The organism is Streptomyces triculaminicus, from assembly GCF_017349075.1.
Taxonomy (GTDB): domain Bacteria; phylum Actinomycetota; class Actinomycetes; order Streptomycetales; family Streptomycetaceae; genus Streptomyces; species Streptomyces triculaminicus.
The window spans coordinates 1,717,581-1,742,847 of sequence record NZ_JAFMOF010000001.1; the positions used below are offsets into that span (position 1 = coordinate 1,717,581).

At 70.7% G+C, this 25,267-nt stretch carries 23 protein-coding genes and 2 pseudogenes; 11 read left to right on the forward strand and 14 right to left on the reverse strand.

From position 1 onward, the window contains the following. Positions 1 to 27: 27 nt before the first annotated feature. The 4 genes from J1792_RS07980 to J1792_RS07995 are packed head-to-tail and all read left to right on the forward strand — an operon-like array spanning position 28 to position 3,434. Positions 28 to 510 carry a hypothetical protein gene (locus tag J1792_RS07980; protein WP_207246893.1) on the forward strand — a complete coding sequence of 161 codons (483 nt, stop codon included), beginning with the start codon at positions 28 to 30 and terminating at the stop codon, positions 508 to 510. Positions 511 to 531: 21 nt separating this feature from the next. After that, on the forward strand, positions 532 to 1,713 hold the full coding sequence (locus tag J1792_RS07985) for a zeta toxin family protein (RefSeq protein WP_207246894.1): 1,182 nt from the start codon (positions 532 to 534) through the stop codon (positions 1,711 to 1,713). Positions 1,714 to 1,745: 32 nt separating this feature from the next. Further along, a complete protein-coding gene (locus J1792_RS07990) occupies positions 1,746 to 2,213 on the forward strand; it encodes a hypothetical protein (protein WP_143587577.1) in 468 nt (155 codons plus the stop codon). Positions 2,214 to 2,237: 24 nt separating this feature from the next. Then, the gene (locus tag J1792_RS07995) at positions 2,238 to 3,434 is read left to right on the forward strand and encodes a zeta toxin family protein (RefSeq protein WP_207246895.1); all 1,197 of its coding nucleotides are present in this window, start codon (positions 2,238 to 2,240) and stop codon (positions 3,432 to 3,434) included. On the opposite strand, the gene J1792_RS08000 is transcribed toward J1792_RS07995, so the two are convergent. The 7 genes and pseudogenes from J1792_RS08000 to J1792_RS08030 form a co-directional block, all read right to left on the reverse strand. Beyond that, positions 3,431 to 4,822: an amidohydrolase family protein gene (locus J1792_RS08000; RefSeq protein WP_179198776.1), complete on the reverse strand. Its 1,392-nt coding sequence runs from the start codon at positions 4,820 to 4,822 to the stop codon at positions 3,431 to 3,433. The genes J1792_RS07995 and J1792_RS08000 overlap by 4 nt on opposite strands. A gap of 149 nt (positions 4,823 to 4,971) precedes the next feature. Beyond that, the gene (locus J1792_RS08005; protein ID WP_086567058.1) at positions 4,972 to 6,468 is read right to left on the reverse strand and encodes a P-loop NTPase family protein; all 1,497 of its coding nucleotides are present in this window, start codon (positions 6,466 to 6,468) and stop codon (positions 4,972 to 4,974) included. 1 nt (position 6,469) lies between these two features. Beyond that, positions 6,470 to 7,924: an ATP-binding protein gene (locus tag J1792_RS08010; RefSeq protein ID WP_086567057.1), complete on the reverse strand. Its 1,455-nt coding sequence runs from the start codon at positions 7,922 to 7,924 to the stop codon at positions 6,470 to 6,472. Positions 7,925 to 7,934: 10 nt separating this feature from the next. Then, positions 7,935 to 9,491, reverse strand: a complete 1,557-nt coding sequence (locus tag J1792_RS08015) for an SCO6880 family protein (RefSeq protein WP_086567085.1) — start codon at positions 9,489 to 9,491, stop codon at positions 7,935 to 7,937. A gap of 2 nt (positions 9,492 to 9,493) precedes the next feature. After that, entirely contained in the window at positions 9,494 to 10,873 is a 1,380-nt protein-coding gene (locus tag J1792_RS08020) for a hypothetical protein (protein ID WP_207246896.1), read from the reverse strand. Next, a pseudogene (locus J1792_RS08025) lies at positions 10,863 to 11,734 on the reverse strand (DUF8175 domain-containg protein). Before J1792_RS08025 ends, J1792_RS08020 begins: the two are co-directional and overlap by 11 nt. 225 nt (positions 11,735 to 11,959) lie before the next feature. Continuing rightward, the gene (locus J1792_RS08030; protein WP_086568524.1) at positions 11,960 to 12,271 is read right to left on the reverse strand and encodes a DUF8827 family protein; all 312 of its coding nucleotides are present in this window, start codon (positions 12,269 to 12,271) and stop codon (positions 11,960 to 11,962) included. 336 nt (positions 12,272 to 12,607) lie between these two features. On the opposite strand from J1792_RS08030, the gene J1792_RS08035 reads away from it, so the two are divergent. Continuing rightward, positions 12,608 to 14,086, forward strand: coding sequence for a serine/threonine-protein kinase (locus tag J1792_RS08035; protein ID WP_207246897.1), 1,479 nt, complete (start codon positions 12,608 to 12,610; stop codon positions 14,084 to 14,086). 26 nt (positions 14,087 to 14,112) lie between these two features. On the opposite strand, the gene J1792_RS08040 is transcribed toward J1792_RS08035, so the two are convergent. Then, positions 14,113 to 14,334 (reverse strand): DUF397 domain-containing protein, encoded by a 222-nt coding sequence (locus tag J1792_RS08040; RefSeq protein ID WP_086568528.1) that lies wholly within the window; start codon positions 14,332 to 14,334, stop codon positions 14,113 to 14,115. A gap of 206 nt (positions 14,335 to 14,540) precedes the next feature. Here J1792_RS08040 and J1792_RS08045 point away from each other — a divergent pair. After that, positions 14,541 to 15,550 (forward strand): annotated as a pseudogene (locus J1792_RS08045) (C40 family peptidase). A gap of 192 nt (positions 15,551 to 15,742) precedes the next feature. Next, positions 15,743 to 16,492 carry a phosphatase PAP2 family protein gene (locus tag J1792_RS08050; protein WP_242645478.1) on the forward strand — a complete coding sequence of 250 codons (750 nt, stop codon included), beginning with the start codon at positions 15,743 to 15,745 and terminating at the stop codon, positions 16,490 to 16,492. Between the two features lie 30 nt (positions 16,493 to 16,522). Here the strand turns inward: J1792_RS08050 and J1792_RS08055 are convergent, their stop codons facing one another. Next, on the reverse strand, positions 16,523 to 18,070 hold the full coding sequence (locus tag J1792_RS08055) for an FAD-binding oxidoreductase (protein ID WP_086568533.1): 1,548 nt from the start codon (positions 18,068 to 18,070) through the stop codon (positions 16,523 to 16,525). A gap of 129 nt (positions 18,071 to 18,199) precedes the next feature. Further along, positions 18,200 to 18,376, reverse strand: a complete 177-nt coding sequence (locus J1792_RS08060) for a hypothetical protein (RefSeq protein WP_179198844.1) — start codon at positions 18,374 to 18,376, stop codon at positions 18,200 to 18,202. An 88-nt stretch (positions 18,377 to 18,464) separates the two neighbouring features. Between J1792_RS08060 and J1792_RS08065 the strand changes: the two genes are divergently transcribed. Together J1792_RS08065 and J1792_RS08070 are read left to right on the forward strand one after the other, a co-directional pair. Next, positions 18,465 to 19,505 (forward strand): SCO4651 family lipoprotein, encoded by a 1,041-nt coding sequence (locus J1792_RS08065; RefSeq protein ID WP_207246898.1) that lies wholly within the window; start codon positions 18,465 to 18,467, stop codon positions 19,503 to 19,505. Between the two features lie 111 nt (positions 19,506 to 19,616). Beyond that, on the forward strand, positions 19,617 to 19,805 hold the full coding sequence (locus J1792_RS08070) for a hypothetical protein (RefSeq protein WP_086568537.1): 189 nt from the start codon (positions 19,617 to 19,619) through the stop codon (positions 19,803 to 19,805). 3 nt (positions 19,806 to 19,808) lie between these two features. Here J1792_RS08070 and J1792_RS08075 read toward each other — a convergent pair whose 3' ends face one another. Next, a complete protein-coding gene (locus J1792_RS08075) occupies positions 19,809 to 20,183 on the reverse strand; it encodes a metal-sensitive transcriptional regulator (protein ID WP_086568539.1) in 375 nt (124 codons plus the stop codon). A gap of 289 nt (positions 20,184 to 20,472) precedes the next feature. Here J1792_RS08075 and J1792_RS08080 point away from each other — a divergent pair, with 289 nt between their 5' ends. Next, positions 20,473 to 21,093 carry a DUF47 domain-containing protein gene (locus J1792_RS08080; protein WP_086568540.1) on the forward strand — a complete coding sequence of 207 codons (621 nt, stop codon included), beginning with the start codon at positions 20,473 to 20,475 and terminating at the stop codon, positions 21,091 to 21,093. Positions 21,094 to 21,099: 6 nt separating this feature from the next. Continuing rightward, complete coding sequence (locus J1792_RS08085) at positions 21,100 to 22,098, forward strand: inorganic phosphate transporter (protein WP_086568542.1); 999 nt, start codon at positions 21,100 to 21,102, stop codon at positions 22,096 to 22,098. A gap of 112 nt (positions 22,099 to 22,210) precedes the next feature. On the opposite strand, the gene pstB is transcribed toward J1792_RS08085, so the two are convergent. The 3 genes from pstB to pstC form a co-directional block, all read right to left on the reverse strand. Next, entirely contained in the window at positions 22,211 to 22,990 is a 780-nt protein-coding gene (pstB, locus tag J1792_RS08090) for a phosphate ABC transporter ATP-binding protein PstB (RefSeq protein ID WP_086568564.1), read from the reverse strand. A gap of 136 nt (positions 22,991 to 23,126) precedes the next feature. Then, positions 23,127 to 24,212, reverse strand: coding sequence for a phosphate ABC transporter permease PstA (gene pstA / locus J1792_RS08095; RefSeq protein ID WP_242645479.1), 1,086 nt, complete (start codon positions 24,210 to 24,212; stop codon positions 23,127 to 23,129). After that, a complete protein-coding gene (gene pstC, locus J1792_RS08100) occupies positions 24,209 to 25,195 on the reverse strand; it encodes a phosphate ABC transporter permease subunit PstC (protein ID WP_086568544.1) in 987 nt (328 codons plus the stop codon). The genes pstA and pstC overlap by 4 nt, the downstream gene beginning before the upstream one ends. Between the last annotated feature and the right edge of the window lie 72 nt (positions 25,196 to 25,267).

A 25,267-nucleotide genomic window follows, 5' to 3' on the forward strand; every position in this document is an offset into this window, starting at 1 on the left:
CTCGTACAGCACCACATTGGAGGAACCATGTCCGCGTACCTTGACCAGGCCCGCGAGGCCTACGAGGCCGAGCGGCGCGTCCACGCGGCCAACAAGGCCCGGGAGACCCTCGCCCACGAGCGCAAGGCCCTCGCGGCCCTGGCCGCCGCCGACGCCGGCGAGAGCCTGGACGCGATCGGCGGCGCCATCGGGCTGCACGCCACGAACGTCGCCGAGCTGGTCGAGGAGGCCCGCCGACTGGCGCCGGCCCTGCCCGGCCGCCCCGGCCGCAGCCCCCAGCACGTCGTCATGCGCTACGCGGCGGGCGAGATCAGCCGCGACGAGATGATCGAAACCCTGTCGACCTGGCCCTACGCGCCGGCCGGGCCGATCGCCGAGAACCTGCTCAACGACTTCCGGCCGCGGGTGTCGGGGAGTTTCGACGAGGTGGAGTCGGCGCTCTACCAGAAGTACATCGACGGCGACGCGTACGACACGATCCTGCGGCGCTACGCGCAGCGGAACCAGTAAGGCAGAGGCAGGCAGGAAATCGTGGATCCCGAGAAGACAGCCGCGCATCGCCAAGCCCTGGAGCAGGCCGCACGCGACGGGCGGATCGGCCTCAACGCGCCGACGGCCACCACCAACAACCCGGAGTGGTTCGTCCGCGTCGGCGGCGAGGCGCGCATCACCGCCGGCCGTCAGGCCGTGCACGACAAGATCCTGAACGACTGGAAGAACCAGGTACCCGACCCCGGCAAGGACAGGATCGCCATCGTCACGGCGGGTCCGCCCGGGGCGGGCAAGTCGTCGGTCCTGCCGGGCGTGCAGGAGCGCCTGAGCTCCGAAGGCTGGCGACAGGTCGACCCCGACGCGTTCAAGGACAAGCTGCTCGAACAGGCGCTGGAAGACGGCAGCTTCAGCCGGATGGTCCCGGAGGGCATGGGGCAGCCGGGCGAGCAGTTCTTCCCGCGCGAGATGGCCGCGCTGGTCCACCACGAGTCCGGCATGATCTCGGACAAGGCCATGGAGATGGCGCTCCAGTCCGGCGAGAACGTCGTCATCGACGGCACCCTGGCCAACGAGCAGTGGTCCAACCAGCTCGTCGACATGCTCGACAAGAACGGTTACTCGGTTCACGTCGTGGACGTCGAGACGTCCCAGGACGTCGCCCAGGAGCGCGTCAACGGTCGTTGGCAGGGCCCGTACGAGGAGGTCCAGGAGAAGGCCGCACAGGGCCAGGACGTCTCGAAGGAGCTCGGCGGCCGCTGGGTGCCGAACGAGGTCGTCGGGTACATGTACCCGGACGGCAACGGCGGCCGGGCGATATCCGCCGACAACGCCGAGAAGCTGATCCAGAACCACGACGCGGTCAAGGAAGTGGACCGCTACTACACGCCGCACTCCAAGGCCGCCCCCGAGCGCATGGAGAGCTGGCAGCGCGACGCGGGCGGCAAGGTCAACCACAGGACCTACGACAACTCGCAGACAAGGGAACAGTCGACCGAGAAGTCGAAGGAAGCGCGGAGCGTCGCCGGGCAGTCGAAGATCGAGCAGCTGCGCGACAAGGTCGGCGGCCGGGAGACGGAGTCCAAGGCGGTCGTCGGCGGCAAGGCTTCCACCCAGCAGACGCAGACGCAGGCGCAGAGCAAGAATCTGCCCCAAGCGCAGCGCGGCGCGCAGCAGCGCGACGACAAGCGCCGACAGGATCGCGACCGCGGTCAGGCGCGCTGAGGCCCATGACCACAGGCATCACCGGAGGAAACATGTCCACTCATCGTGAGCGGATTCAGGAGGCCCGCGAGGCCGAGCGACGAGTGCTCGCGGCCAACAACGCCCGCGCGGCCCTCGCCCACGAGCGGAAGGCACTCGCGGTTCTTGCCGCGGTGGAGGCCGGCGAGGACCGCACCGCTCTCGGCCTCAACCCGCAGGCGGTCGACGAGCTCGTGGAGGAGGCGCGTCGGCTGGCGCCCGTACCTCCCGGTCGGCTCGGCCGCAGCCCCCGGCACGTCATCGACCGCTACGCGGCGGGCGAGATCAGCCGTGACGAGATGATCCAGGCGCTGTCCACGTGGCCCTACCGTGAGCGGGGCCCGATCGTCGAGGGAATGCACGACGACCTGGCGGTGGTCGAGGAGGGAACCTTCGACGAGGTGCAGATCGCGCGGGATCAGCGGTACATCGACGACGAGGCGTTCTACACGATCGTGCGTCACCTCGCGGCACAGCGGTAACGAGGGCGGGGGGAGAGACACACCGTGGATTCCGAGAAGGTCGCCGCTCATCGCGAGGCGCTGAAGCAGGCCGAACGTGACGGGCTGCTGAGCGCCAAGGCGGCGAGCGCCACAACCAACAACCCGGACTGGTTCATCAGGCTGGGAAACGACGCCATCCCCACCCCGGAGCGAAGTGCGCTGCACGATCGCATCCTTGACGACTGGCAGAACGCCACCACCAATCCGGGCCGGGACAAGATCGCGATCATGACCGCCGGCCCGCCGGGTGCGGGCAAGACGTCGGCGCGGACAGCGGTGCAGGAGCGCTTGAGCCCTGACGGCTGGCACGTCATCGACCCGGACGACTTCAAGGACGAGCTGCTCAAGGAGGCGCTGGAAGACGGCAGTTTCCAGCGGATGGCCGCGAGCATGGAGCAGCCCGACGAGCGGTTCTACCCGCGCGAGCTGGCCCCCTTGGTGCACGAAGAGTCCACCATGCTCGCCGACAAGGCGCGGGAACGGGCGATAGCGGCCGGTGAGAACGTTGTCATCGACGGCACGCTCGCCGGTCGGGCCAAGCCCGACGCACTCGCCGAAAGGCTGACCGCGGCCGGCTACACCATCCACGTCGTCGATGTCGAGACCACCGCCGACGTCTCCCGCGAGCGGGTCATGGGCCGCTGGCAGGGGCCGTACGAGAAGGTCCAGGAGGAGGCCGCTCAGGGCCAGGACGTCTCGAAGGAGCTCGGCGGCCGCTGGGTGAACGGCGAAGTCGTCGACTTCATGTACCGCGGCCGCGGGGACAACGATCTGAGTATCTGCGCCGACAACGCCAAGGCGCTGATCGACAAGCATCCGGCCGTCCAGGAAGTCGACCGCTACTACACCCCGCACGCCAAGGGCGGGGCGGAGCGGCTGGAGAGCTGGCAGCGCGGCGACGACGGCAAGGTCACACACCGGACCCACGAGGGCTGGCAGACGCGCGAGCAGCAGTCCCGGCAGCAGACGAAGCAGCAGGCCCCACAGGAGCGGACCGCGGACGTCCGCAGCACCGCCGGCCAGAGCAGGATCGAGGCGTTGCGCGGCAAGGTCGGGGGCCGGGAGGCTGCCGGGCCGACGGCCGGCGTCGCCGGGACGAAGGCGAACTCCGTCCCGCAGCAGGCGAAGACGCAGGGCAAGGTGTCCCCGCAGCGTGATGACAAGCGCCGCGAGGACCGTACGCGCGGCCAGGAGCGTTAGGCGGCGGCCGCCGCCCTCGCCACGGCCTCGAGCAGCCGTTCCCGCTCGTCCTTGTCGATCAGCCGACCGCGGGTGACCACGGCCTCCACGCGGCGCGTGTTGGCGATGTCGGCCAGGGGGTCCGCGCCCAGGACCACCAGGTCGGCGGCGCGGCCGGGGGCGATGGCGCCCAGGACCGAGCCCTGGCCGAGGGCGGCCGCGGCCTGCACCGTCGCGGCCCGCAGGGCGTGGGCGGGGCTGAGGCCGGCGGCGACCAGGTGGCGGAGCTCGGCGTGCAGGGAGAAGCCCGGCACCATGTACGGCGTGCCGGTGTCGGTGCCGGCCAGCAGGGGGACGCCCTGGGTGTGCAGGGCGTCGACCAGGCGTTGCCGGTGGTCGCTGAGCTCGCGGACGCGGGCGGTCTCCTCCGGGGTCCGGGTGCCGGTCAGTTCCGTGAGCTGCTGCCGCCAGGCGCTGGTGTACCAGGCCGGGAGGTACTTCCATTCCTCCCTCCGGTCCGGCAGCGCGTCCTGGCGTTCGAAGGTGTGGTGCATCCCGAGGGTGGGGGTGACATACGTGCCGTTGCGCGCGAGGTGGTCGAAGACGCGCCGGGTGCGGACGGGGTCGTAGGAGCGTGCGGCCGCCGACTCCACGGGGAGGAGCCGGAGGAAGTAGCTCCGGAAGCGGCTCGCCGAGCTCGGGTCGGCGGGGTCGATGCGGACGGCGGCGAGGGCGCGCCGGATCTCCTCCTCGTGGCCGGACGTGGACAGCAGCAGCGGGTTCAGGTGCTCGACGGTGTGCTGGCCCGCGTTGGAGGCTTCGGTGACCGGGACGTCGTCGGGGCAGTGGCCGGCGTACGGGATGCCCTGGCGGCGGGCCTCGGCCGCGAGGGCGAGGTAGGTCCGGCGCGTGAGGCGGGAGTAGACCTTGATGAAGTCCGCCGAACCGTCCGCCGCGATCCGGCGCACCGCGTCGCGGGCCTCCGCCTCCGTGTCCACCTCGAGGACCGGCGCCGGGGCCAGGTCACCCGCCCACAGGCTGGGCGTGCCGTCGACGAAGGTGCTGGCGACGACCCAGCGCGGGCCGAGCACGTCGCCCCGCTCGGCCCTGTCGCGCCAGGCGCGGATCTCGGACGTGCCCCACATCTCGCGGACCGTCGTCACCCCCGTCAGGGGGTAGAGCGGCGAGGCGAACGCCGTCAGGCCGCTGCTGTGGGTATGCGCATCGATCAGGCCCGGAATGACGTACTTGCCCGTGAGGTCCACCGTCCGGGCCCCGTCCGGCACCGCCGTGTCGGCGGTCCGGCCCACGGCCAGGACGCGGCCGTCGCGGATGAGCACGGTCCGGTCGGGCTCGGCCGGCCGGGAACCGGGTGCCGCGATCAGTGTGGCGTGGGTGAGAGCGAGCATCCGGTCCGCCGCCGGGGCTCCCGCCCCCGTCGGCACAGGTGTTGCGTCCGGCCCTGGGTGTTGTCCGCACATCCGACGTGCCCCCGTTCGCTGTGACGTCCTCGCTTCCCACTGTGGCGGAGCGGAGGGCGCGGGGGCTGTAGGCAGCTCTACCCAGTTGACAACGTGTGCCGGGGCCAGCGCGCCCGTGCCTGCTCCTCGGAGCGCATCAGCGCGACCGTGGGCAGGCCCTGCGCCTCACCGGCCGTCAGCAGGTCGGGCAGGGCCGGGAGCGGGGCCACGGCGGCCACGTCGTCGAGGACGAGGGTCAGTGGTGGGTCGAGCCGGCCGGAGGATGACCGTGCGGCCATGCGGCGGCCGTGCTCGACCACGCTCGAGGCGAGTGCGGTGAGCAGCGGCATCGCACCCGGGCGGGTGCGGGGATCCTCAATCGCCTCACCCACCACGTACAGCGTTCCCCCTTCGGAGACGAATGATTCCAGTGCCGGCGAATTGGCTCGATTCGGGTTACAGGCGTCGCGGATGTGAACGGAGGCGAGGGCGGTGAGCGCGCTCGCGGCCAATTGCAAGGCCATGTCACGCCGTTCGGGGTGTCCCGTGAGCGCCGACTCCAGCTCGCCCGCCGTGCCGCCGACCGCCTTGGGGTTCGTACGGAGAATCCGTACGGGCTCATGGGCCGACGTCCCCTGCGCCCAGCGGTGGACCTGACGGAAGGGGCGGCCGTCGACGGCCACCGCGTGCAGCCAGCAGCGCAGCAGGGTCTCGGCCGTGTCGGCGGTGGCCGAGTCGAGGGTGCTGAGGGGGCGTACGGGCGCGAGCAGCGCGGTCGCCCGGGCGGCGGCCGTGTCGCGGGCCTCGCAGCCGGCGGCCGGGTTCCAGCGGAGACGGTCGGGGGTGTCGAGGAGATGGCTCGGGTCGAACACGTGCACAGGCCCGAGCTTGGCGCGGGCGGCCTTGGTGGCGGCCCACAGCGCGGGGTCGCTGGTGACGACGAGCACGGGCCCGGCGGCCTCGAGGACGGCCTGGGTGGCGAGAGCGCTCAGAACGGCCCGGTCGGTGGCGTAGACGAGGCGACGAGGGGCGGAAGGGACGTCGGTGGCAGTGGGTGTGCGTGGTCCGGGGACGGACACCGCAGCCGCTTGCTCCGCCACAGGGGCCTCGACCGGCGCTGCCTGCGCCGGCACCGAAGCCACCGTCGCCACGGTCGCCGACCCCACCGTCGCCGACCCCACCGTCGCCACGGGCGCGGGAACCTCCTCTTCCCCCTGCCCCTTCCGCGCCCGCACCGCGCGCCACCGGGCCACCGTCCCGATCACGAACGTCATCAGCACCACGGCCACCAGCACCTCGCTGATGAGGACGCCCCAGAACAGCCCGTACCCCGACAGCGCCCCCGGGTCCGCCTCCGGCCACGCGGCCGGCAGGTCGCGCGGCTGGGTCATGAGGTGCCGCAGCGCCTGCGCGGTACCGACGAAGGTCACGCCCTTGGGCCACGCGCCGTTGGCGAAGAAGGCGGCGATGCCGGTGGCCGTCCAGACCAGCAGCGTCATGCCCAGCAGGAAGGCGATGACGCTGACCAGCAGGCCGTCCGGAATGCCGCGCTCCGAGCCGCGGTTCCGGTCGTCCCGGTCCCGTACGGGCGTCATGTCACGCCACCGTCGACTCGGAGGGCTCGGCCGCGCCCGCCGGATCGCCCGGCCCGTACACCTCCATCGCCGCCGCTGCCCGTTCGGCGGCCGCCGCCTCCGCCGCGAGCTCGCGGGCCAGGTCGTCGCCGTCCTCGGTCATGGCCCGGTCGGTGTAGACCAGCGGCCGTTCGGCGTCGGTGATCAGGTGCTTGACGACCTGGACGTTGCCGTTGACGTCCCAGACCGCGATGCCGGGGGTGAGCGTCGGAATGATCTCCACCGCCCAGCGCGGCAGCCCCAGCACCTGGCCCGTGGCCCGCGCCTCGTCGGCCTTCTGGGCGTAGATGGTCCGCGTCGAGGCCATCTTCAGGATCGCCGCGGCTTCTTTGGCCGCCGCCCCGTCGACCACGTCCGACAGGTGGTGGACCACCGCCACGAACGACAGGCCCAGCCGCCGGCCGAACTTCAGCAGCCGCTGGAAGAGCTGTGCGACGAACGGCGAGTTGATGATGTGCCAGGCCTCCTCGACCAGGAAGATGCGCTTCTTCCGGTCGGGCCGGATCCAGGTGTGTTCCAGCCAGACGCCCACGATCGCCATCAGGATGGGCATGGCGATGGAGTTGCGGTCGATGTGCGAGAGGTCGAAGACGATCAGCGGTGCGTCGAGGTCGATGCCGGCCGTCGTCGGCCCGTCGAACATGCCCCGCAGGTCACCGTCCACCAGCCGGTCCAGCACCAGCGCGACGTCCAGGCCCCAGGCCCGTACATCGTCTATGTCGACGTTCATCGACTCCGCCGACTCCGCCTCCGGATGCCGCAGCTGCTCGACGATGTCCGTCAGCACCGGCTGACGGCCCACGATGGTCTCGTTGCCCTCGGCGGAGCCGAACTCATTGAGCACGGTCGCGTGCGCGACCTTGAGCGCGAAACCGGCCCGCTCGTCCAGTCCTCGTCCCGTCGCGACCTCGATGATCGTACGGAGGAGGGCGAGCTGGCCGGTCGTGGTGATCGCCGGGTCGAGGGGGTTGAGCCGGATGCCGCCGTTGAGCGCGGCCGTCGGGTCCAGCCGGATGGGGGTTATGCCCAGCTGCTGCGCGATGAGGTTCCACTCGCCGACGCCGTCCTCGCCCTGGGCGTCCAGCACGACGACCTGCCGGTCACGGAAGCGCAGCTGGCGCAGGACGTACGTCTTCTCCAGCGCCGACTTGCCGTTGCCGGACTCGCCGAGGACGAGCCAGTGCGGGGCGGGCAGCTGCTGGCCGTAGAGCTGGAAGGGGTCGTAGATGTAGCCCTTGCCGGAGTACACCTCGCGCCCGATGACCACGCCCGAGTCGCCGAGACCGGGGGCCGCGGTGGGGAGGTAGACGGCCTGCGCCTGACCGGTGGAGGTCCGTACGGGCAGCCGGGTCGTCTCCACCTTCCCGAAGAGGAAACTGGTGAAGGCGTCGGTGAGGGTGGCCAGGGGATCGAGCACGGCATTGCCCCTATCGTCGGATGCCGGTCGCGAACGGCAGCGTGTTGACGAACGCCCGGTGGTGCTCGCGGTCGCACCACTCGAGCTTGAGGTAGCTCTTGCCCGCCGAAGCTCTTATGGTCCGCTTGTCGCGCGCCAGCGCCTCCGGCGAGCGCGACGAGACGGTGATGTACCCGACCAGGTTGACGCCCGCCGCGCCGCTGGCGAGGTCCTCGCCGCGCTGGTCGACGCGGGAGTGGTGGGCGACGTCGCGGGGGTCGACGACCCGGTTCATCTTGGCGGCGCGCGAGGCGTCCGCGTCGTCGTTCGTCTTCTCCGTCAGCATCCGCTCGATGGCCACGTCGGTCGGCTCCAGGTCCATGCAGACCGCGACCGTACGGATCACGTCCGGGGTGTGCACCAGGAGCGGGGCGAGGAAGTTGACGCCCACGGGCGTCATCGGCCACTCCTTCACCCACGCCGTCGCATGGCACCAGGGCGCGCGCGTGGACGACTCCCGGGTCTTCGCCTGGAGGTAGGTGGGCTCCATGGCGTCCAGCTCGGCCGGCCAGGCGTTGCGCTTGGTCATCGCCTGGATGTGGTCGATCGGGTGGTCCGGGTCGTACATCGAGTGCACGAGCGACGCCAGCCGCCCCTGGCCGAGCGGCTGCCGCACCCGGATGTCGGCCTCGGCGAGCCGGGCGCAGATGTCCGTCAGCTCGCGCGCCATGACCACGGCCAGGCCCGCGTCGCGGTCCAGCCGCTGCCTGCCGCCGCCCTCGTGCCGGGAGGCCCGGGCGATGGCCTGCGCTTCGGCGGCCAGCTCGCGGCTGTAGTGCATGCACGCCACGAGGTACGCGCGGTGCTGCTCGGACGACGTCGAGACCATCGACTGCAGTTGGTCGTACGACTCCTTCAGCCAGTCCGGGGCGTTGTCGTCACCGCGCCGCTCGACGTCCTTGGCGTGCGCGTCCGGGTCGGCGGGCAGCGTACGGGCCAGCATCTGGATGCGGGTGACGTAGCCGTCGCCGTTGGCGACGTGCTTGAGCAGCGTGCCGAACCGTTCGACCAGCGCCTCCTGGTCCTCCGAGTCGCGCAGCCCGACGCCCGGTCCCTCGATCTCGATCGCGGCGGTCACGGTGCGGCGGTCCGCGTGCAGCAGCACGGCGATCTCGTCCGGCCCGAAGGGCGCGGAGAGCCAGTTGATCCGCCCGATGCCCGGCGGCGGGCCGACCTCGATCTCCCGCCCGTCCAGGCGGGTGCCGGCCTCGATCGCGGAGGAGCGGTACGTGGTGCCGCGGCGGAGGCTGCGCTTGTACGAGCGATTGATCTCGAACCACTTGTAGAAGGTGCGGTTCTTGTACGGCACATAGACGGCGGCGAGCGAGAGCGCGGGAAAGCCGGTGAGGGTGACGATCCGCAGCGGCAGCAGGGGCACCAGGAGGCCGCACATCATGCCCAGGAACGCCCCGGCGATGATCAGCGCGATCTCGCCGGTCTCCCGGTTCTTGCCCACGACCGCGTTGGGGCGCGCGCGTCCGATCAGATACGTACGGCGGGCCGCGATCGGCTGGGACTGGGCCGGGATCGTCAACTCCGCTCACCTCCGGATGTATTGCTCTTGCCGTTGTTCTGTGCGCGGGGCGCCGGGACCGGTGCGGAGGAGGGAGCGCTTCCGTTGCCGCCGCCGCTCGGGGCCGCGGGGCGGGCGCTGTGAGCGGCCACACCGCCGGACATGGCACTGGCCGGACGGGCCGCCTGGCCCCCTCCGCCGCCGTTGCCGCGGGCGCTGTGGGTGGTGATGCCCTGCTTGACCAGGGCCGCCGGCGAGGAGATCACCGCGGCCGCGCGGCGGGAGGCCGCGTCGTTGCTTGCGTTGCGACTGCTGACGATCTCGTCGCCGAAGCCGGGCACGAAGCGGTAGATCATCGCACTGGAGAAGATGGCGAGGATGATGATCGCGAGGCCGGACACGACCGCCGAGAAGGCGGTCGGGCCCTTCCCGCTGGACAGCGCCCCCGCCAGGCCCAGCACGATCACGATGATCGGCTTGACGAGGATGACGGCGATCATGATGCCCGCCCAGCGGCGGACATGCCCCCACATGTTCTTGTCGACCAGCCCCGCGTAGACCGCCGTACCGAGGATCGCCCCGACGTACAGCAGCGCCGCACGGATCACCAGCTCCAGCCACAGCACGCCCGCGGCCAGCACCGAGACCAGCGACACCACGATCAGCATGATCGGCCCGCCGCCGATGCCGTCGCCCTTCTTGAGGGCGGCCGCGAACCCGCCGAAGAACGCGTCGTTGTTCGTCCCCGAACCGGCGGCGATCACCTCGGTGACGGCATCGGTCGCCGAGACGACCGTGTACAGGATCAACGGCGTGAACGCCGACGCCAGCACCGTCAACCACAGAAAACCGACCGCCTCGGTGACCGCCTCCGAGAACGGCACCCCGCGCACGGCCCGCTTGGCGACCGCCAGCAGCCACAGGATGAGCGTCAGGAACGTCGAGGCCGCGAACACCACGGCGTACTGGCGGAGGAAGGGCGCGTTGGTGAAGTCGACATTGCTGGTGTTCTGGACGGCGTCGGAGAGCTTGTTGACGATCCAGGATCCGGCTTCGGCACAGCCTTTTGCCAGTGAGGCCAGGGGGTCGAGGGCGTTGGGGGGGTCGGCGGGGGTGGTGCCACCGCTTCCAGCGCCGGATCCTGCTTTGCTGCCGTCGCAGTACTTCTTGGCCGGGCCGATGAGCAAGTCGCAGGGGTTGTTGCTGGGACTTGCCGATGGCGTAGGTGATCCGGTCGCACCGGGCGTCGGGGTAGCGCTACCGCCTGGCGTCGGCGTGCCGCCCGGTGTCGGGGTAGGGGCGGCAGCAACGCGCGTGGCGAGGAGAACGACGGTCGTCTGTACGCCCGCCAGGGCACCGGCGAGGGTAAGGGCACGTCGGCGCGGCCTACCGGGCATAAGTGAAGCCTCCGTACTCCTTGACTGCCTTGGTGATGTCATCGGAACCGGAAGCGGGGATGTCGCCTGCGACAGGTGCTGGGCCGTCCGTCTGGGAATCATTTTCGATCTTCCAGTCGGAGCCGACCCACTTCAGCTCGAAGGTCCAGGTCTTCCAGTCCGTACGTACCGGGTCGGTCGAACCAGTCCCCGCCATGCCGATCAAGCCGGTGTACCAGACCGCGACCTTGGCGCTGTCAGCGTTGAATGCCTCCACCTTGGTCCCCACCGGGATGGTGCGTGAGATGAAGGTCTTGTCCTTGGGTGGATTGCCTGCCGCGTCGAGACCGAGTCTCTTCAGGAAGTCCGCCGAGTACGCCTGGTCCTGCGGACCCTTGAGTTTGTTGGCAGCGTTCGGGGTGTAGATCGCGTCCACGATCGCGTGACGGCTGTCCGTCTTGAACATCCCGTCACCCCCCAACGCCACCGCGAAATTCGCCGCGGCGCTCTGCGCCCCCTGCTCCGAATGGGCGAACCCTGTGGCGATCCCGCCGGTCTTGCCGTCGACCGGCTTGGTGCCGGTGGGGGCCGTGGCGCGGGTGCCGGTGGGGGTGCGGGGGAGCCGTCGTCGTCGGACGAGGAGCCGGAGCCGTCGCCTCGGTTGGCGAAGGCGATGGCGGCGATGAGCAGGACCACGACGCCCACGACAGTGATCACGTTCCGGCCGGAAGGGCGGCCCGCTCTGCCGGAGCGGCCGCTTCCGCGGCGGGTGGGGGCGTAGGGGTCGACCTCGCCCTCCGGGAGGCGCGTGCGCGTGCCGTGGTGGCGGTCGTCGCCGTAGTCGTTGTGGCCGCTGCCGTAGCCGTCGTCGCCGAGACTCATGCTCCGCCTGCTCCCTCATACGTCGTGGCCGGCTTGCCGCCCGTATATGACGGTAGCGGTGGGAAGGGAATCCGGGGGTGGGCGAAGGGGTGTGAGGGGGCATCAGGTGGCAGCCTCGGTGCGGGGGACTCGGGGACGAGAGGGTCTGCGCGGGAGTGATGCGCGGCGGGACCGGATGGAAGCGGATGGAAGCGAACGGGCGGAGGAGGGGGCGCGTAAGGGGGCTCAGACCGCCATGCCGTAGACGATCGTGAACAGCGTGCCGAGCGAGCCGATGATGAACACCCCCGTCAGGCCCGCCACGATCAGGCCCTTGCCCTGCTCGGCGCTGAACGTGTCCCGGAGCGCCGTGGCGCCGATCCGCTGCTTTGCCGCCCCCCAGATGGCGATGGCCAGGCAGAGCAGGATCGCCGCTGCCATGATGACCTCGATCATCACGCGCGCTTCGCGCCCGAGTTCGCCGAACGGACCCCATTTCGGGGCGATTCCGCCAATGATGGTGTTGATGTCGCCCTTGTTGCCGGCAGCCAAAAACATTTCTAACTCACCGCCCCTTATGGGTAGTTGCATCCCCCTTGCCGCACGGCAAAGGTCAGGACCTATCTTCGCCGACGATGCCGCTCCGCATGTCGATTTGGCGGCATTTTTTGCCGGAACCCGTACGAGTGCGCGGTGGTGCCGTCCTGACCTGCGGTGAAGCCCCGTTGTCAGTGGGGGGTCCTAGGGTGACTCTGTGTATCACGCGTATGGACGCCGAGCAATCGTCGGCGATGCAGGGGGGCGCGGAGATGTTCAAACGACAGTGTGTTCGGTGGGTACTCTTCCTGATCTGCGCATGGAGCCGCGCACGGTTCGAGATCAAGGGTGGTACGCGTGCTGGTTGCCGGTCGTTACCGGTTGGGGGAGCCGCTCGGCCGTGGGGGAATGGGCGAAGTCTGGCAGGGGCACGACGAGGTGCTGGGGCGTCAGGTCGCGGTCAAGCTGCTTCTGGGGGACGACTCCGACGAGTCCTCCGCGATGCGCTTCCGGATGGAGGCCCAGACGGCCGCCCGCCTGAATCACCCTCAGGTCGTCGCCGTGTACGACTTCGGCGAGTGGGACGGCCGCTTCTACCTCGTCATGGAGCTGGTCCAGGGGCCGAGCCTGCAGGGCGAGCTCGGGGCCCAGGGGACGCTCGCCGTGCGCCGCGTCGCCGACATCGCCTGCCAGACGGCGTCCGGCCTGGCGGCCGCGCACGCGCAGGGGGTGGTCCACCGCGACGTGAAGCCCGGAAACCTGATGGTGGACGCCGCCAGCGGCGCCCTGAAGATCGGCGACTTCGGCATCGCGCGGTTCGTCGACGAGACCTCGGCCCAGCTGACCCGGGCCGGGCAGATCGTCGGTACGAGCACCTACCTCGCCCCCGAGCGGGCGCTGGGGCGAACGGCCGGCCCGGAGTCGGACGTGTACGCCCTGGGGTGCGTGCTGTACCAGCTGCTGCTCGGCCGGCCGCCGTTCTGGTCCGAGAGCCCGACGACGCTGCTCTACATGCACGTGGACAGCGCGCCCGAGCCGCCGCGGCTGCAGCGGGGCGAGATCCCGTACGCGTTCGAGGTCTTCCTGCTGCGCATGCTGGCCAAGCAGCCGGAGGAGCGGCCCTCGGCCCAGGAGGTCGCGGACTTCTTCGCCGACGGTGCCTGGGAGGACCGCGCGCAGCCGCTGCCGAACGCCACGGGCCCGCATGCCACGGCTCCCCACGCCACGGGCCCGCATGCCATGGGCTCGCCCGCCAGGGGCCCGCAGGGCGGCATGAGGTCTCCCGGCGCGGGATCCCCCGGTATGGGACCCGCCGGCATGGCCCCGACGGCCGTGTCGGCCGCCGTTCCGCCGATCCCGGGCGGTCCGCCGCCGTTCGCGCCGGGCCCGCCGCCCGGCCGGTCCGGGCCGCAGCGGGAGAGCACGACCACCTATGCCGCGGTGGCGCCGCCCGCGCGGAAGCGGAAGACGCTGCTCGGTGTGGTCGCCGGTGGGGTCGCCTTCGTGGTGGCGGCTCTGATCGGGGTCTCCATGTTCGAGTCCGGAAGCGGCGGGGGCGGCAAGGGCGGTTCCACGCCCCCGGCCGTCCCGGCCGCCGAGGCGAGCCAGGGCGTGGACACGCAGCCGCCGGGTGCCGACGTCGACGCCGTGCCCTCGCAGGCCGCGAACCCCGCGCGCTCACCGAAGTCCGGGAAGTCGGCGAAGCCGAAGAAGTCGGCAGGGCCGGCGGAGGGCTCCGCGCACCCGTCCTCGTCGCCCTCGCCCCGGCCCTCCTCCTCGGCGAGCAAGCTCAGGAAGCCGCGCGATCGGGACAAGGCGGACCTGGTCGACGACTGACGGAGAGCCTGGGCCGGGCGCGGGGGTCAGTCGTCGATGCCCTCGACGAAGTGGTCGAACTCGCCCGCCTGGACGCCGAGGACGAACGCGTCCCACTTGGCGTCGGTCGTCACGACGACCTTCTCGGGGTTGATGTTCTCCCGGATGTAGACGTTGCCGTCGTTCCCGAAGGCGACCTCCAGATACTCGGTCATCTTCTCGTCGTCGGTGGCCGGGATCCATGTGAGATCAGCCGGAATCTCGGGCACGAGCCGCCCCCTCCTGAGATGGGATGTTCGGATGAACGCCGGCGCTCACCCTAGCGCCGCGGCACCGTGTGGGGGCCCGGCGCCGGGCGAGGCCGTCTGGTTCCCGCTCGTAGGGTGATGCACGCTGAACCGTCGGGGGTCGGCGGAGGCTGACGGACCGTACGGAAGTCCGGATACGTGGTGGGCCCTTGGGGGAGGATTGCGGGGTGCGGAAGCTCTGGGTGGGCGTGGGTGCCGGTGTCGGCTTGTGCCTGAGTTTCGTCGGGCTGCTCGTGGTCGGTGTGTACGTGGCCGCGGGGAACACCGTGAGCGGTGGCGGGGCCGGGGACGGTCGGGCTGGCCAAGGGGGGCGGTGCCGGATCAGTACCAGGCGCTGGTCGCCCAGTGGGGCAACCTCTGCCCCGCGCTCAATCCGGCGATCCTCGCCGCGCAGCTCTACACCGAGAGCAACTGGAACCCCAAGGCCGTCAGTCCCGCCGACGCCCGGGGGATAGCGCAGTTCATCCCGGAGACGTGGGCCGGGCACGCGGTCGACGGCAACGGCGACGGGAAGCGGGACATCTGGGATCCGCAGGACGCGATCCCGTCCGCCGCCACCTATGACTGCGACCTCGCCAAGTACGTCAAGAACGTACCCGGGGACATCACGGACAACATGCTCGCTTCGTACAACGCCGGTTCGTACGCCGTCATCAGGGCGGGCGGCATTCCGCCGTACAACGAGACGCAGGGCTATGTGAAGTCGATCCGCAGCCTGGAGAAGAGCTTCGCGCGGCCGGTCGGTCGGGTCGCGCCCTCGCAGGCGGCGGCCGGGGCGATCTACTTCGCCCAGGAGAAGCTGGGCACGCCCTATCTCTGGGGCGGTGACGGCACCAAGGAGGACAACGGGCGCTTCGACTGCTCGGGCCTGACGAAGGCGGCGTACGAGACCGTGGGCATCGAACTGCCGCGCGTGGCCAACGACCAGTGGAACGCCGGCCCGCATCCCAAGCGGGACGAGCTGCTCCCGGGCGATCTGGTCTTCTTCGCGCATGACTTGAAGGATCCGCGCAGCATCCACCATGTGGGCCTGTATGTGGGCGGAGGGTACATGATCAACGCTCCGTACACCGGAGCTGTGATCAGGTTCGACAAGATTGATTCACCGGATTACATCGGTGCGACACGAGTGACGCAGGATGGCGCAAAAGCGCTCCCCAAGCCCAAGTCGGCCTGACCGGAAGGGCATGGGCTGGGACGATGGGTCACCCTTCGATAACGTCCTGGTGATCATCGGGTGGAGGGTGGAACGCTCTACTGGAGTAGGGCGTTCCTAATGAAGTGGGGAGCAGCGCCGCAGGCTGCGGCGCACGGACCACGGGGGTCGGTAGCTGGACGTGGCGACAGGCGACAGATAGGGGCCGGGGCAATGGCTGGACTCGTGACGGGAGACTCCATGCCGGTGGCCGGGGGCGGTTCGAACCCCGACGACAGCCTGCTCTACGAGATCAACGGTCTGGCGAAGTCCGCACCGCACTGGGTGGACCGCGCGATGGAGTTCATCGGCGAGTACGGAATCATCGTCGGCCTCGCCGTCCTGATGCTCTGCGCGTGGTGGAGCGTCCGCCGGAGCGACGACGCGCCCGCCGGGACGGCGGCGCTGCTGTGGGCGCCGGTCGCGGCCGGTCTCGCGCTCCTGGTCAACATCCCCATCCGCGGCTTCGTCCGCCGCCCCCGGCCCTTCCTCGACCACCAGGGGCTCGAGGTCCTGGTCAAGGGGAAGACCGACTTCTCCTTCGTCAGCGACCACTCGACGCTGGCCATGGCCCTGGGCGTGGGCCTGTTCGTGGCCCACCGGAAGTACGGGCTCATCGGCATCGGCCTGGCCCTGCTCGAGGGCTTCTCCCGGGTCTACCTGGGCGTGCACTACCCCACGGACGTCATCGGCGGCTTCGCCCTCGGCACCGCCGTCACCCTTCTTCTCGCCCCGCTCGCGATGATGCTGCTGACGCCGCTGACGCGGAGGATCGCCGGTACGCGGGCGGGCCGGCTCGTCCGGTCGGCCGGCGCGCCCGTGGCCGTGGTGCCCGCCGCCGGGTCCGGGGAAGACGCCGACGGCGGCGCCGCCCTCACCGGTCCCGGCCGCCCGCGCCACCACGACCGCGACCTGGCGGCCTGACGGCCGCCTGTCCAGCCCCTACCGCGACCCTCAGAGCGCCTGCGGGAAGTCGAAGACGCGCTGGGGGTCGTAGCGCCGCTTCAGCTTCGTCAGGCGGTCCGCCGCGTCCCCGTAGTAGGCCTTGCGCCAGTCCTTCAGGCCCGGGTCCGTGTAGTTCTGGTACGCGGCGCCCGAGGCGTACCGGCGCATCGCCGTGTGCGCGCCGTCCAGCCAGGCCGTCTGCGCCGTGCCCGCGCCGCCCGCCGCCCACGACGTCAGGTACTGCGCCAGCATCCGCGAGCGCCGGTGCACGAAGGCCGTGGCCAGCGGCTGTACGCGGTTGACCGCGCCGCCCAGGGCCGTCAGCTGCACCGAGGCGCCGCCGCCCTTGACCCCGCGCGCGAAGCGTTCCACCTGCTCGAGCAGCGCCCGTACGCCCGCCGCGTCCAGCGAGCGGTCGAAGAAGTCCGAGCGCGCCGCGTACGTCTCGCGCTCCAGCTTGCCGGCGGACTCGCGGCCGGGCGTGCCGCCCGGGAGGTGGCACTGCTCGGTGGTCTTGTCGCCGCAGCCGGCGTAGGCGCGGACGGTGTCGAGGTAGGAGTGGCGCCGCAGCCGGACGGTGCCGATGCCGGCGCTGCCGCCGCTCGCCTTGGCCACCTTGCCGGTCAGCTCGTCGAAGGCGTTCTCCAGGTCTCCGTAGGAGCCGATGGTGAACGCGGCGACGGAGATGCGGGGGGAGCCGCCCGCCGCGGCCGACAGGTCGCAGGCCGACCAGATCTCGTCCGGCCGGCTCGGCCCCCACTCCTGCCAGGCCTTGATGACGGCGGCGGCCTTGGACCAGGGGAAGGAGACGTAGCCGGTGACGCCCTCGCCCGCGGCGCGGGTGCGGAAGCGGAGTTCGGTGACGACGCCGAAGTTGCCGTTGCCGGCGCCGCGCAGGGCCCAGAAGAGGTCGGGCTCGTGGGTGGCGTCGCAGTCGACGGTCTTGCCGTCGGCGGTGACGAGGGTGGCGCCGGTGAGGCTGTCGCAGGTGAGGCCGTAGGCGCGGGAGAGGATGCCGTGGCCGCCGCCCAGGGTGAGCCCGGAGACGCCGACGGTGGGGCAGGAGCCGGCCGGGATGGTGACGCCGTGCGCGGCCAGGGACGTGTAGACGTCGACGAGCTTGGCGCCGGCGCCTATGACGGCCGTCGACGCGGTCGGCGTCCTCACGCTCCTGAGCCGCGAGACGTCGAGGACGAGCCGGTCGTTGCCGCTGGACCAGCCGGCGTAGCTGTGACCGCCGTTGCGTATGGAGACGGGTATGGAGAAGCGGCGGGCGAAGGCCAGGGCCGCGGAGATGTCCGCCGTGCCGGCGACGTAGGCGATCGCGGCGGGGCGCAGCCCGTCGAAGCGGGTGTTGTAGAGCCGGCGGGCCGCGGTGTAGTCGGCGTCGCCGGGGCGTACGAGGCCGCCGGCGAGGCCCTTGCCGAGGGCGGTCCAGTCGCTCTTGGCGGCTTTTCTGGCGGCCGCCGCCGTGCCCGTCGTCACCGTGGCACCCACGGCGGCCGCCGCCGCCAGTCCGGTGCCCGTTGCCAGAAGTGTCCGCCTGCCGATGGCCATGCCGATCCCTGCCCCTTGGTGCCCTTGCGTGTGTGCGCCTGGTGCGCCTTGCCGAGTCCCCGTTGATCAAACAGATGGCTTGGCGGGGCGGGTGGTTCCGGCCTGGGGCGGCGGGTGGGGCGGGACGGTCTAGCCGGTGGCCGACGCGTCGGTCAGATGGGCGTCGGCGTCGGCGCGGGCCAGGGAGCGTGCCCGGCGGGCGGGGCCGTACCAGCCGCAGCTGCAGCGGGCCGTGCAGAAGGAACCGCGCTCACTGGTGCTGGTGGTGTGGTCCGCGCGGTGCGGCGCGGTGGATGGATCGGACACGGGTCCACGCTACCGGGCCGTGACGGCCACCCCGGGGCGGTCGTTGAAGGAACGGGTTCCACTAGCGTGCGGCAGGGGGCTTACGGACATGGCTGTGCCCAGGCACAGGCGCGGTAGCGCGGTCGTCGCCGGTGCGGTGGCGGGTGGCCTCGCCTTCGGTCTGCTCGTGGTGTCCGGCTGCGCCGAGAAGGAGACGGCCGGGGAGAGCGCGGCCTCCGGCGCGGGCGGCAGCAGTCTGGTGCGGCAGGCCCGCGAGGCCGCCGTTCCCGCGGCCGCGGATCCCGTGCGGGCGCTCGCCGCCGTGCGGCACGCGTCCGCGGCGCTGGCCCGGGCGGGCGGCGCGAAGGTCCGTACGTCCATGGAGACCGTCAGCGGCGGCACGCGGCTGACCATTCACGGCCGGGGCGCCTACGACTTCGCGCGGCCCGTCGGGCGGCTGACGGTGATGCTGCCCGAGGGCGGCGCGGGCAGCGTGGGGCACCGGCCGATCACCGAGGTGTTCGCGCCGGGCGCGCTGTACATGAAGAACCGCGGCGCGGGCGTGCCCGCCGGCAAGTGGGTGCGCCTCGACACGGGCACCCTCGCCGACGGCGACCTCCTCACCAGTGGTGCCACGGACCCCCTCGCGGCGGCCGAGCTGCTGGGCGGCGCGCGCGAGGCGGCGTACGCGGGCGAGGAGCGGCTCGGCGGGGAGCGGGTCGATCACTACTGGGGCACGGTCGACCTGTCCCGGGCCGCGCGGGCCGCGCCCGAACGGGACCGGGCGGCGCTGGAGGCGGCGGCGAAAGGGTTCTCCAGTGGGACCCTCGCGTTCGACGCCTATCTCGACCGTCAGGGCAGACCGCGGCTGCTGCGCTACCGCTTCGGGGTGGCGGACCGGGACCGTGCCGGGCGGGCGGACGCGGGCGTCGGCCATCGCGCCGTGGCCTCCGCGGCGTCGGCTTCCTCGGCTGCCGCCTCCGCCGTGGCGGCCGCGCCGGCGACGGCGTCGGCCACCGTTTCGGCCCCGCCGTCACCGATGACCGTGGTCTCCACGGTCGAACTTTCCTCGTTCGGATTCCGGCCGGACATCTCCCTGCCCGCACCCGCCGAAATCTATGCGGGCACGGTCGCTTCGCCGCAGAAATAGCGCGGCACGGCGTAGTTGGCCATGGAAATGGTCCTTCTGTGCCATGCGCGGCGTGTGTACCGATCACTACGCTGGAAAGCGGTCCCGAGGAGCCCCGAGGAGGTGAATCACGTGGTTTCGCGACGCGGTTCGTCCGGCGGGCCGGATCCCGTGGCCCTCATCGAGATCGATCTCTACGGCGAGCTGATGATCGCCGCGTCCAGCGCGGTGGAGGAACGCCTCAGCTTCGACCGGATCGATGAGGTGTTGCGGGTCGTCCGGCGCCGGCCGTCCGGGCCGGAAGGGGACGCGGACGGCTGAACCCTACGTCCGCAGCAGCCGCGCGATCGCGGCGCTGGCCTCCTCCACCTTTGCGTCGATCTCCGCGCCGCCCTTGAGGGCCGCGTCGGCCACGCAGTGGCGCAGGTGTTCCTGGAGGAGCTGGAGGGCGAAGGACTGGAGGGCCTTCGTGCTCGCCGAGACCTGGGTGAGTATGTCGATGCAGTAGACGTCCTCGTCGACCATGCGCTGGAGGCCGCGGATCTGGCCCTCGATCCGGCGCAGTCGCTTGAGGTGCTGGTCCTTCTGCTTGCTGTAACCGTGCGGCCCGGGGTGGTCACCGGGCGTGGACGCCTCGCCGTGGCAGGAGGCCGCGGGGGGCTCAGTGGTGCTGGTCACTGTGGCATCCGTGGCCGTCATGGCGTCCTCCGTTGTCCTGCGGGGTGCTTGCCCGTGCCGCCCGGGGCCGGTCGTCAGCGGGATGACGAGCGTACGGGCGGTGCCGGGTGCGCCGGGGTCCGCTGGGCGGCGATAACCGTTTCGCATACCCCGGGTGGGTATATCGTACCCAAAATCTTCGCCGGAGGCTCGTACCGCCTTCATGAGCACTCTGCCCGATGGGCGACACTGAGGGAATGCCAGTTAGCTGTGGCTGGGTGATGCGCCTAGCATCAACGAGACCGAATCCGCTGCACCCCGAGGATCCCACGTGCGCTTTCGTCTGACCCCCAGGGAGACGAGCTTCTACGACATGTTCGCCGCCTCCGCGGACAACATCGTCACGGGCTCCAAGCTCCTGATGGAACTGCTCGGAGCGGATAGCTCCGCCCGGGCCGAGATCGCCGAGCGCATGCGGGCAGCGGAGCACGCCGGGGACGACGCGACGCACGCGATCTTCCACCAGCTGAACTCCTCTTTCATCACGCCGTTCGACCGTGAGGACATCTACTCCCTCGCCGGTTCGCTCGACGACATCATGGATTTCATGGAAGAGGCCGTCGACCTGGTCGTCCTCTACCAGATCGAGGAGTTGCCGAAGGGCGTCGAGCAGCAGATCGAGGTTCTCGCGCGGGCGGCCGAGCTGACCGCCGAGGCGATGCCGAACCTGCGGACGATGACCAACCTCACGGAGTACTGGATCGAGGTCAACCGCCTCGAGAACCAGGCCGACCAGATTCACCGCAAGCTTCTCGCCCACCTCTTCAACGGCAAGTACGACGCCATCGAGGTGCTCAAGCTCAAGCAGATCGTCGATGTGCTCGAGGAGGCCGCCGACGCGTTCGAGCACGTGGCGAACACGGTCGAGACCATCGCCGTCAAGGAGTCCTGACCTCCGGTGGACACCTTCGCACTTGTCGTGACCATCGGGGTCGCGCTCGGATTCACCTATACCAACGGCTTTCACGACTCCGCGAACGCCATCGCGACCTCGGTCTCCACGCGGGCGCTGACCCCGCGCGCGGCCCTCGCGATGGCGGCGGTGATGAACCTCGCCGGTGCGTTCCTCGGCAGCGGAGTCGCCAAGACCGTCAGCAAGGGCCTGATCGAGACGCCGGTGGGCGACAAGGGGATGGGCATCCTCTTCGCCGCGCTGGTCGGCGCGATCGTCTGGAACATGGTCACCTGGTACTTCGGCCTTCCCTCGTCCTCCTCGCACGCCCTCTTCGGTGGCATGGTGGGCGCGGCGCTCGCGGGCGGTACGACCGTCATCTGGTCGGGCGTCGTCGAGAAGGTCGTCATCCCGATGTTCCTCTCGCCGTTCGTCGGCCTGATCCTCGGCTATCTGGTGATGGTCGCGATCATGTGGATGTTCCGGCGGTCCAACCCGCACAAGGCCAAGCGCGGCTTCCGCATCGCGCAGACCGTCTCGGCCGCCGGCATGGCGCTCGGTCACGGTCTGCAGGACGCGCAGAAGACCATGGGCATCGTGGTGATGGCCCTGGTCATCGGCGATGTGCAGGGCATGGACGAGGCGATCCCGCTGTGGGTGAAGCTCGCCTGTGCGATCACGCTCTCGCTCGGTACGTACGCGGGCGGCTGGCGGATCATGCGGACGCTCGGCCGCCGCATCATCGAGCTGGACCCGCCGCAGGGCTTCGCCGCCGAGACGACGGCCGCCTCCGTCATGTACACGGCGTCGTTCATGTTCCACGCGCCGATCTCCACCACGCACGTGATCACCTCCGCCATCATGGGCGTGGGCTCCACCAAGGGCACGCGCGCGGTGCGCTGGGGCGTCGCGAAGAACATCGTGATGGGCTGGTTCATCACCATGCCGGCCGCGGCGATCGTGGCCGCGTTCAGCTTCTGGCTGGTGAACCTCGCGTTCGGCTAGCCGTACGCGCTGCAGAACGGATGGGCCCGCCCCCTGGTACGAACAGGGGGCGGGCCCTTCGCCTTGCGGTGGCACCGCCAAGCAGCACCGCGAGGCGGTTCCGGGGGCGGGCTCAGCCGAAGCGGCCCGAGATGTAGTCCTCCGTCGCCTGGACCGAGGGGTTGGAGAAGATGCGCTCCGTGTCGTCGATCTCCACCAGCTTGCCCGGCTGGCCGACGCCGGCCAGGTTGAAGAAGGCGGTGCGGTCCGAGACGCGGGCCGCCTGCTGCATGTTGTGGGTCACGATGACGATCGTGAACCGCTCCTTCAGCTCGCCTATCAGGTCCTCGATGGCGAGCGTGGAGATCGGGTCGAGCGCCGAGCAGGGCTCGTCCATCAGCAGGACCTGCGGCTCGACCGCGATGGCCCGCGCGATGCACAGACGCTGCTGCTGGCCGCCGGAGAGGCCGGCGCCCGGCTTGTTCAGGCGGTCCTTGACCTCGTTCCAGAGGTTGGCGCCCTTGAGGGACTTCTCCACGATGCCGTCCAGCTCGTCCTTGCGGACCCGGCCGCCGTTGAGGCGGACGCCGGCGGCCACGTTGTCGAAGATCGACATGGTGGGGAAGGGGTTCGGCCGCTGGAAGACCATGCCGACCGTGCGGCGTACGGAGACCGGGTCGACGCCGGGGCCGTAGAGGTTCTCGTCGTCCAGCATCACCTTGCCCTCGACGCGGCCGCCGGGGGTGACCTCGTGCATGCGGTTCAGGGTGCGCAGGAAGGTGGACTTGCCGCAGCCGGACGGGCCGATGAAGGCGGTCACGGAGCGGGGTTCGACGGTCATCGAGATGTCGTCGATGGCCTTGTGGGCGCCGTAGTAGGCGTTCAGGCCGCTGACGTCGATTCGCTTGGCCATGGGGATCACTACTTCTTTCGTGCGGACGACGGTCGGCGACCGGTCTGCTGTGGATGGTCGGACTTCGCTTCGCCTCCGCTGCGGCCGGGTGCCATGCCCTCGTTCCTCGGGCATGCCCCCCAGCCTCCGCTGCGGCTCAGCTACGTCCTCCGCGCGGCGCCTTCCAGCGGGCGATACCGCGGGCCACCAGGTTGAGGATCATGACGAAGGCGATGAGGACCAGGGCCGCGGCCCAGGCGCGGTCGTAGCTGGCCTCGTTGCCGGCCGCCCACTGCTCGTAGATGTAGTACGGCAGGGAGGACTGGGCGCCTTCGAAGGGGTTGTTGTTGATCAGCTGCGACCCGAAGACCAGCAGGACGATCGGGGCGGACTCGCCGGCGATGCGGGCGACCGCGAGCATCACGCCGGTGGCGATGCCGCCTATGGCGGTGGGCAGGACGACCTTGAGGATCGTGCGCCACTTGGGCACGCCCAGCGCCAGGGAGGCCTCGCGCAGCTCGTTGGGGACGAGCTTGAGCATCTCCTCGGTGGAGCGGACGACGACCGGCATCATCAGGATCGCCAGGGCCATGGAGCCGGCGAATCCGGAGTAGCCGTTGTCCATCATCAGGATCCAGAAGCTGAGGACGAACAGACCCGCGACGATCGACGGGATGCCCGTCATGACGTCGACGAAGAAGGTCACGGCCTTGGCCAGCCGGCCGCGCCCGTACTCCACCAGGTAGATCGCCGTCAGCAGGCCGATGGGGGCCGCGATGACGGTGGCGATGCCTACCTGCTCCAGGGTGCCGATGATGGCGTGGTAGACGCCGCCGCCGGGCTGGATGGTCAGGACGCCGGCCATGGAGTGGCTGAGGAAGTTTCCGTCGAGCACCTTGATGCCGCGCGCGATCGTCTCCCACATGAGGGAGACCAGCGGGACGACGGCGATCAGGAAGCAGACCCAGACGAGGCTGGTGGCGAGGCGGTCCTTGGCCTGCCGGCGGCCCTCGACGCGGGCGGCGACGACGAACGTCGCGGCGACGTAGAGGACGCCGGCGAGCAGGCCCCACTGGACCCGGCTGCCGAGCCCGGCGCCGAGGCCGATCGCGATGGCCACGACGGCCGCGCCGAGGGCGAGGGCCGCGGGGGCCCAGCGGGGCAGGCGGGGCTGGTACAGGCCGGAGACGGCCTGCGGGGCGCCGTCGGCGACCAGCTGCTCGTTCATGGTCACTCCGCTCATGCCGTGTACTCCTTGCGGCGCGCGATGATCAGCCGGGCGGCGCCGTTGACCAGGAGGGTCAGGACGAACAGCACGAGACCGGAGGCGATCAGGGCGTCCTTGCCTATCTCGCCGGACTCCTTGAAGCTGCTCGCGATGTTCTGGGCGAACGTTCCGCCTCCGGGGTCCAGCAGGCTCTTGCCGATCTCGAAGCTGGGGGAGAGGACCGTGGCGACGGCCATCGTCTCGCCCAGGGCGCGGCCCAGGCCCAGCATCGAGGCGCTGATGACACCCGAACGGCCGAAGGGGAGCACCGACATCCGGATGACTTCCCAGCGGGTGGCGCCGAGGGCGAGGGCGGCCTCCTCGTGCATCTTCGGGGCCTGCAGGAAGACCTCGCGGCTGACGCTGGTGACGATCGGCAGGATCATGATCGCCAGCAGGATGCCGATGGTGAAGAGCGAGCGGGCGGCGCCGTCGTGGTACTCGAAGATGCCGGTCCAGCCGAAGTAGTCGTTCAGCCAGCTGTAGAGCCCGCCCAGGTGCGGCACCAGGAAGAGGGCGCCCCACAGGCCGTAGACGATGGACGGCACGGCGGCGAGCAGGTCGATGACGTACGACAGCGGCGTCGACAGCTTGCGCGGCGCGTAGTGGGAGATGAACAGCGCGATGCCGATGGCGACCGGCACGGCGATGAGCATGGCGATCAGCGAGCTGACGACCGTGCCGAAGGCCAGCACGGCGATGCCGAAGACCGGCGGGGTGGAGTTGGCGCTCCACTCGAAGGTCGTGAAGAAGTTGCCCTCGTTGTGGGAGAGGGCGTTGGTGGCCCGCACGGTGAGGAAGACCGCGATGGCGGCCATGATCACCAGGAGCAGGATGCCGGATCCGCGCGAGAGCGCGAGGAAGATCCGGTCGCCGGGCCGGGTGGTGGCCTTCTGCCCGGCGGGGGCCGGGGCGGCGCCGAGGGGCGGCGGAGCTGCGGTGGCTGGGGTTATGTCCATGGGTTTCTCCGGTCTGCGAAGTCCTGCCGGGGGCCGCCTCACGGCGGCGGCGGGGCTTCTGGCGCGGCGGTG

Coding starts and splice junctions, on each gene's coding strand:
- J1792_RS07980 (WP_207246893.1), top strand. CDS start 28: ATGTCCGCGTACCTTGACCAGGCCCGCGAGGCCTACGAGGCCGAGCGG.
- pstA (WP_242645479.1), bottom strand. CDS start 24,212: ATGAGCGGAGTGACCATGAACGAGCAGCTGGTCGCCGACGGCGCCCCG.
- J1792_RS08075 (WP_086568539.1), bottom strand. CDS start 20,183: ATGACGGCCACGGATGCCACAGTGACCAGCACCACTGAGCCCCCCGCG.
- J1792_RS08050 (WP_242645478.1), top strand. CDS start 15,743: ATGGCTGGACTCGTGACGGGAGACTCCATGCCGGTGGCCGGGGGCGGT.
- J1792_RS08020 (WP_207246896.1), bottom strand. CDS start 10,873: ATGCCCGGTAGGCCGCGCCGACGTGCCCTTACCCTCGCCGGTGCCCTG.
- J1792_RS07990 (WP_143587577.1), top strand. CDS start 1,746: ATGTCCACTCATCGTGAGCGGATTCAGGAGGCCCGCGAGGCCGAGCGA.
- J1792_RS08005 (WP_086567058.1), bottom strand. CDS start 6,468: ATGACGCCCGTACGGGACCGGGACGACCGGAACCGCGGCTCGGAGCGC.
- pstB (WP_086568564.1), bottom strand. CDS start 22,990: ATGGCCAAGCGAATCGACGTCAGCGGCCTGAACGCCTACTACGGCGCC.
- pstC (WP_086568544.1), bottom strand. CDS start 25,195: ATGGACATAACCCCAGCCACCGCAGCTCCGCCGCCCCTCGGCGCCGCC.
- J1792_RS08000 (WP_179198776.1), bottom strand. CDS start 4,822: ATGCTCGCTCTCACCCACGCCACACTGATCGCGGCACCCGGTTCCCGG.
- J1792_RS08030 (WP_086568524.1), bottom strand. CDS start 12,271: ATGTTTTTGGCTGCCGGCAACAAGGGCGACATCAACACCATCATTGGC.
- J1792_RS08055 (WP_086568533.1), bottom strand. CDS start 18,070: ATGGCCATCGGCAGGCGGACACTTCTGGCAACGGGCACCGGACTGGCG.
- J1792_RS08065 (WP_207246898.1), top strand. CDS start 18,465: ATGGCTGTGCCCAGGCACAGGCGCGGTAGCGCGGTCGTCGCCGGTGCG.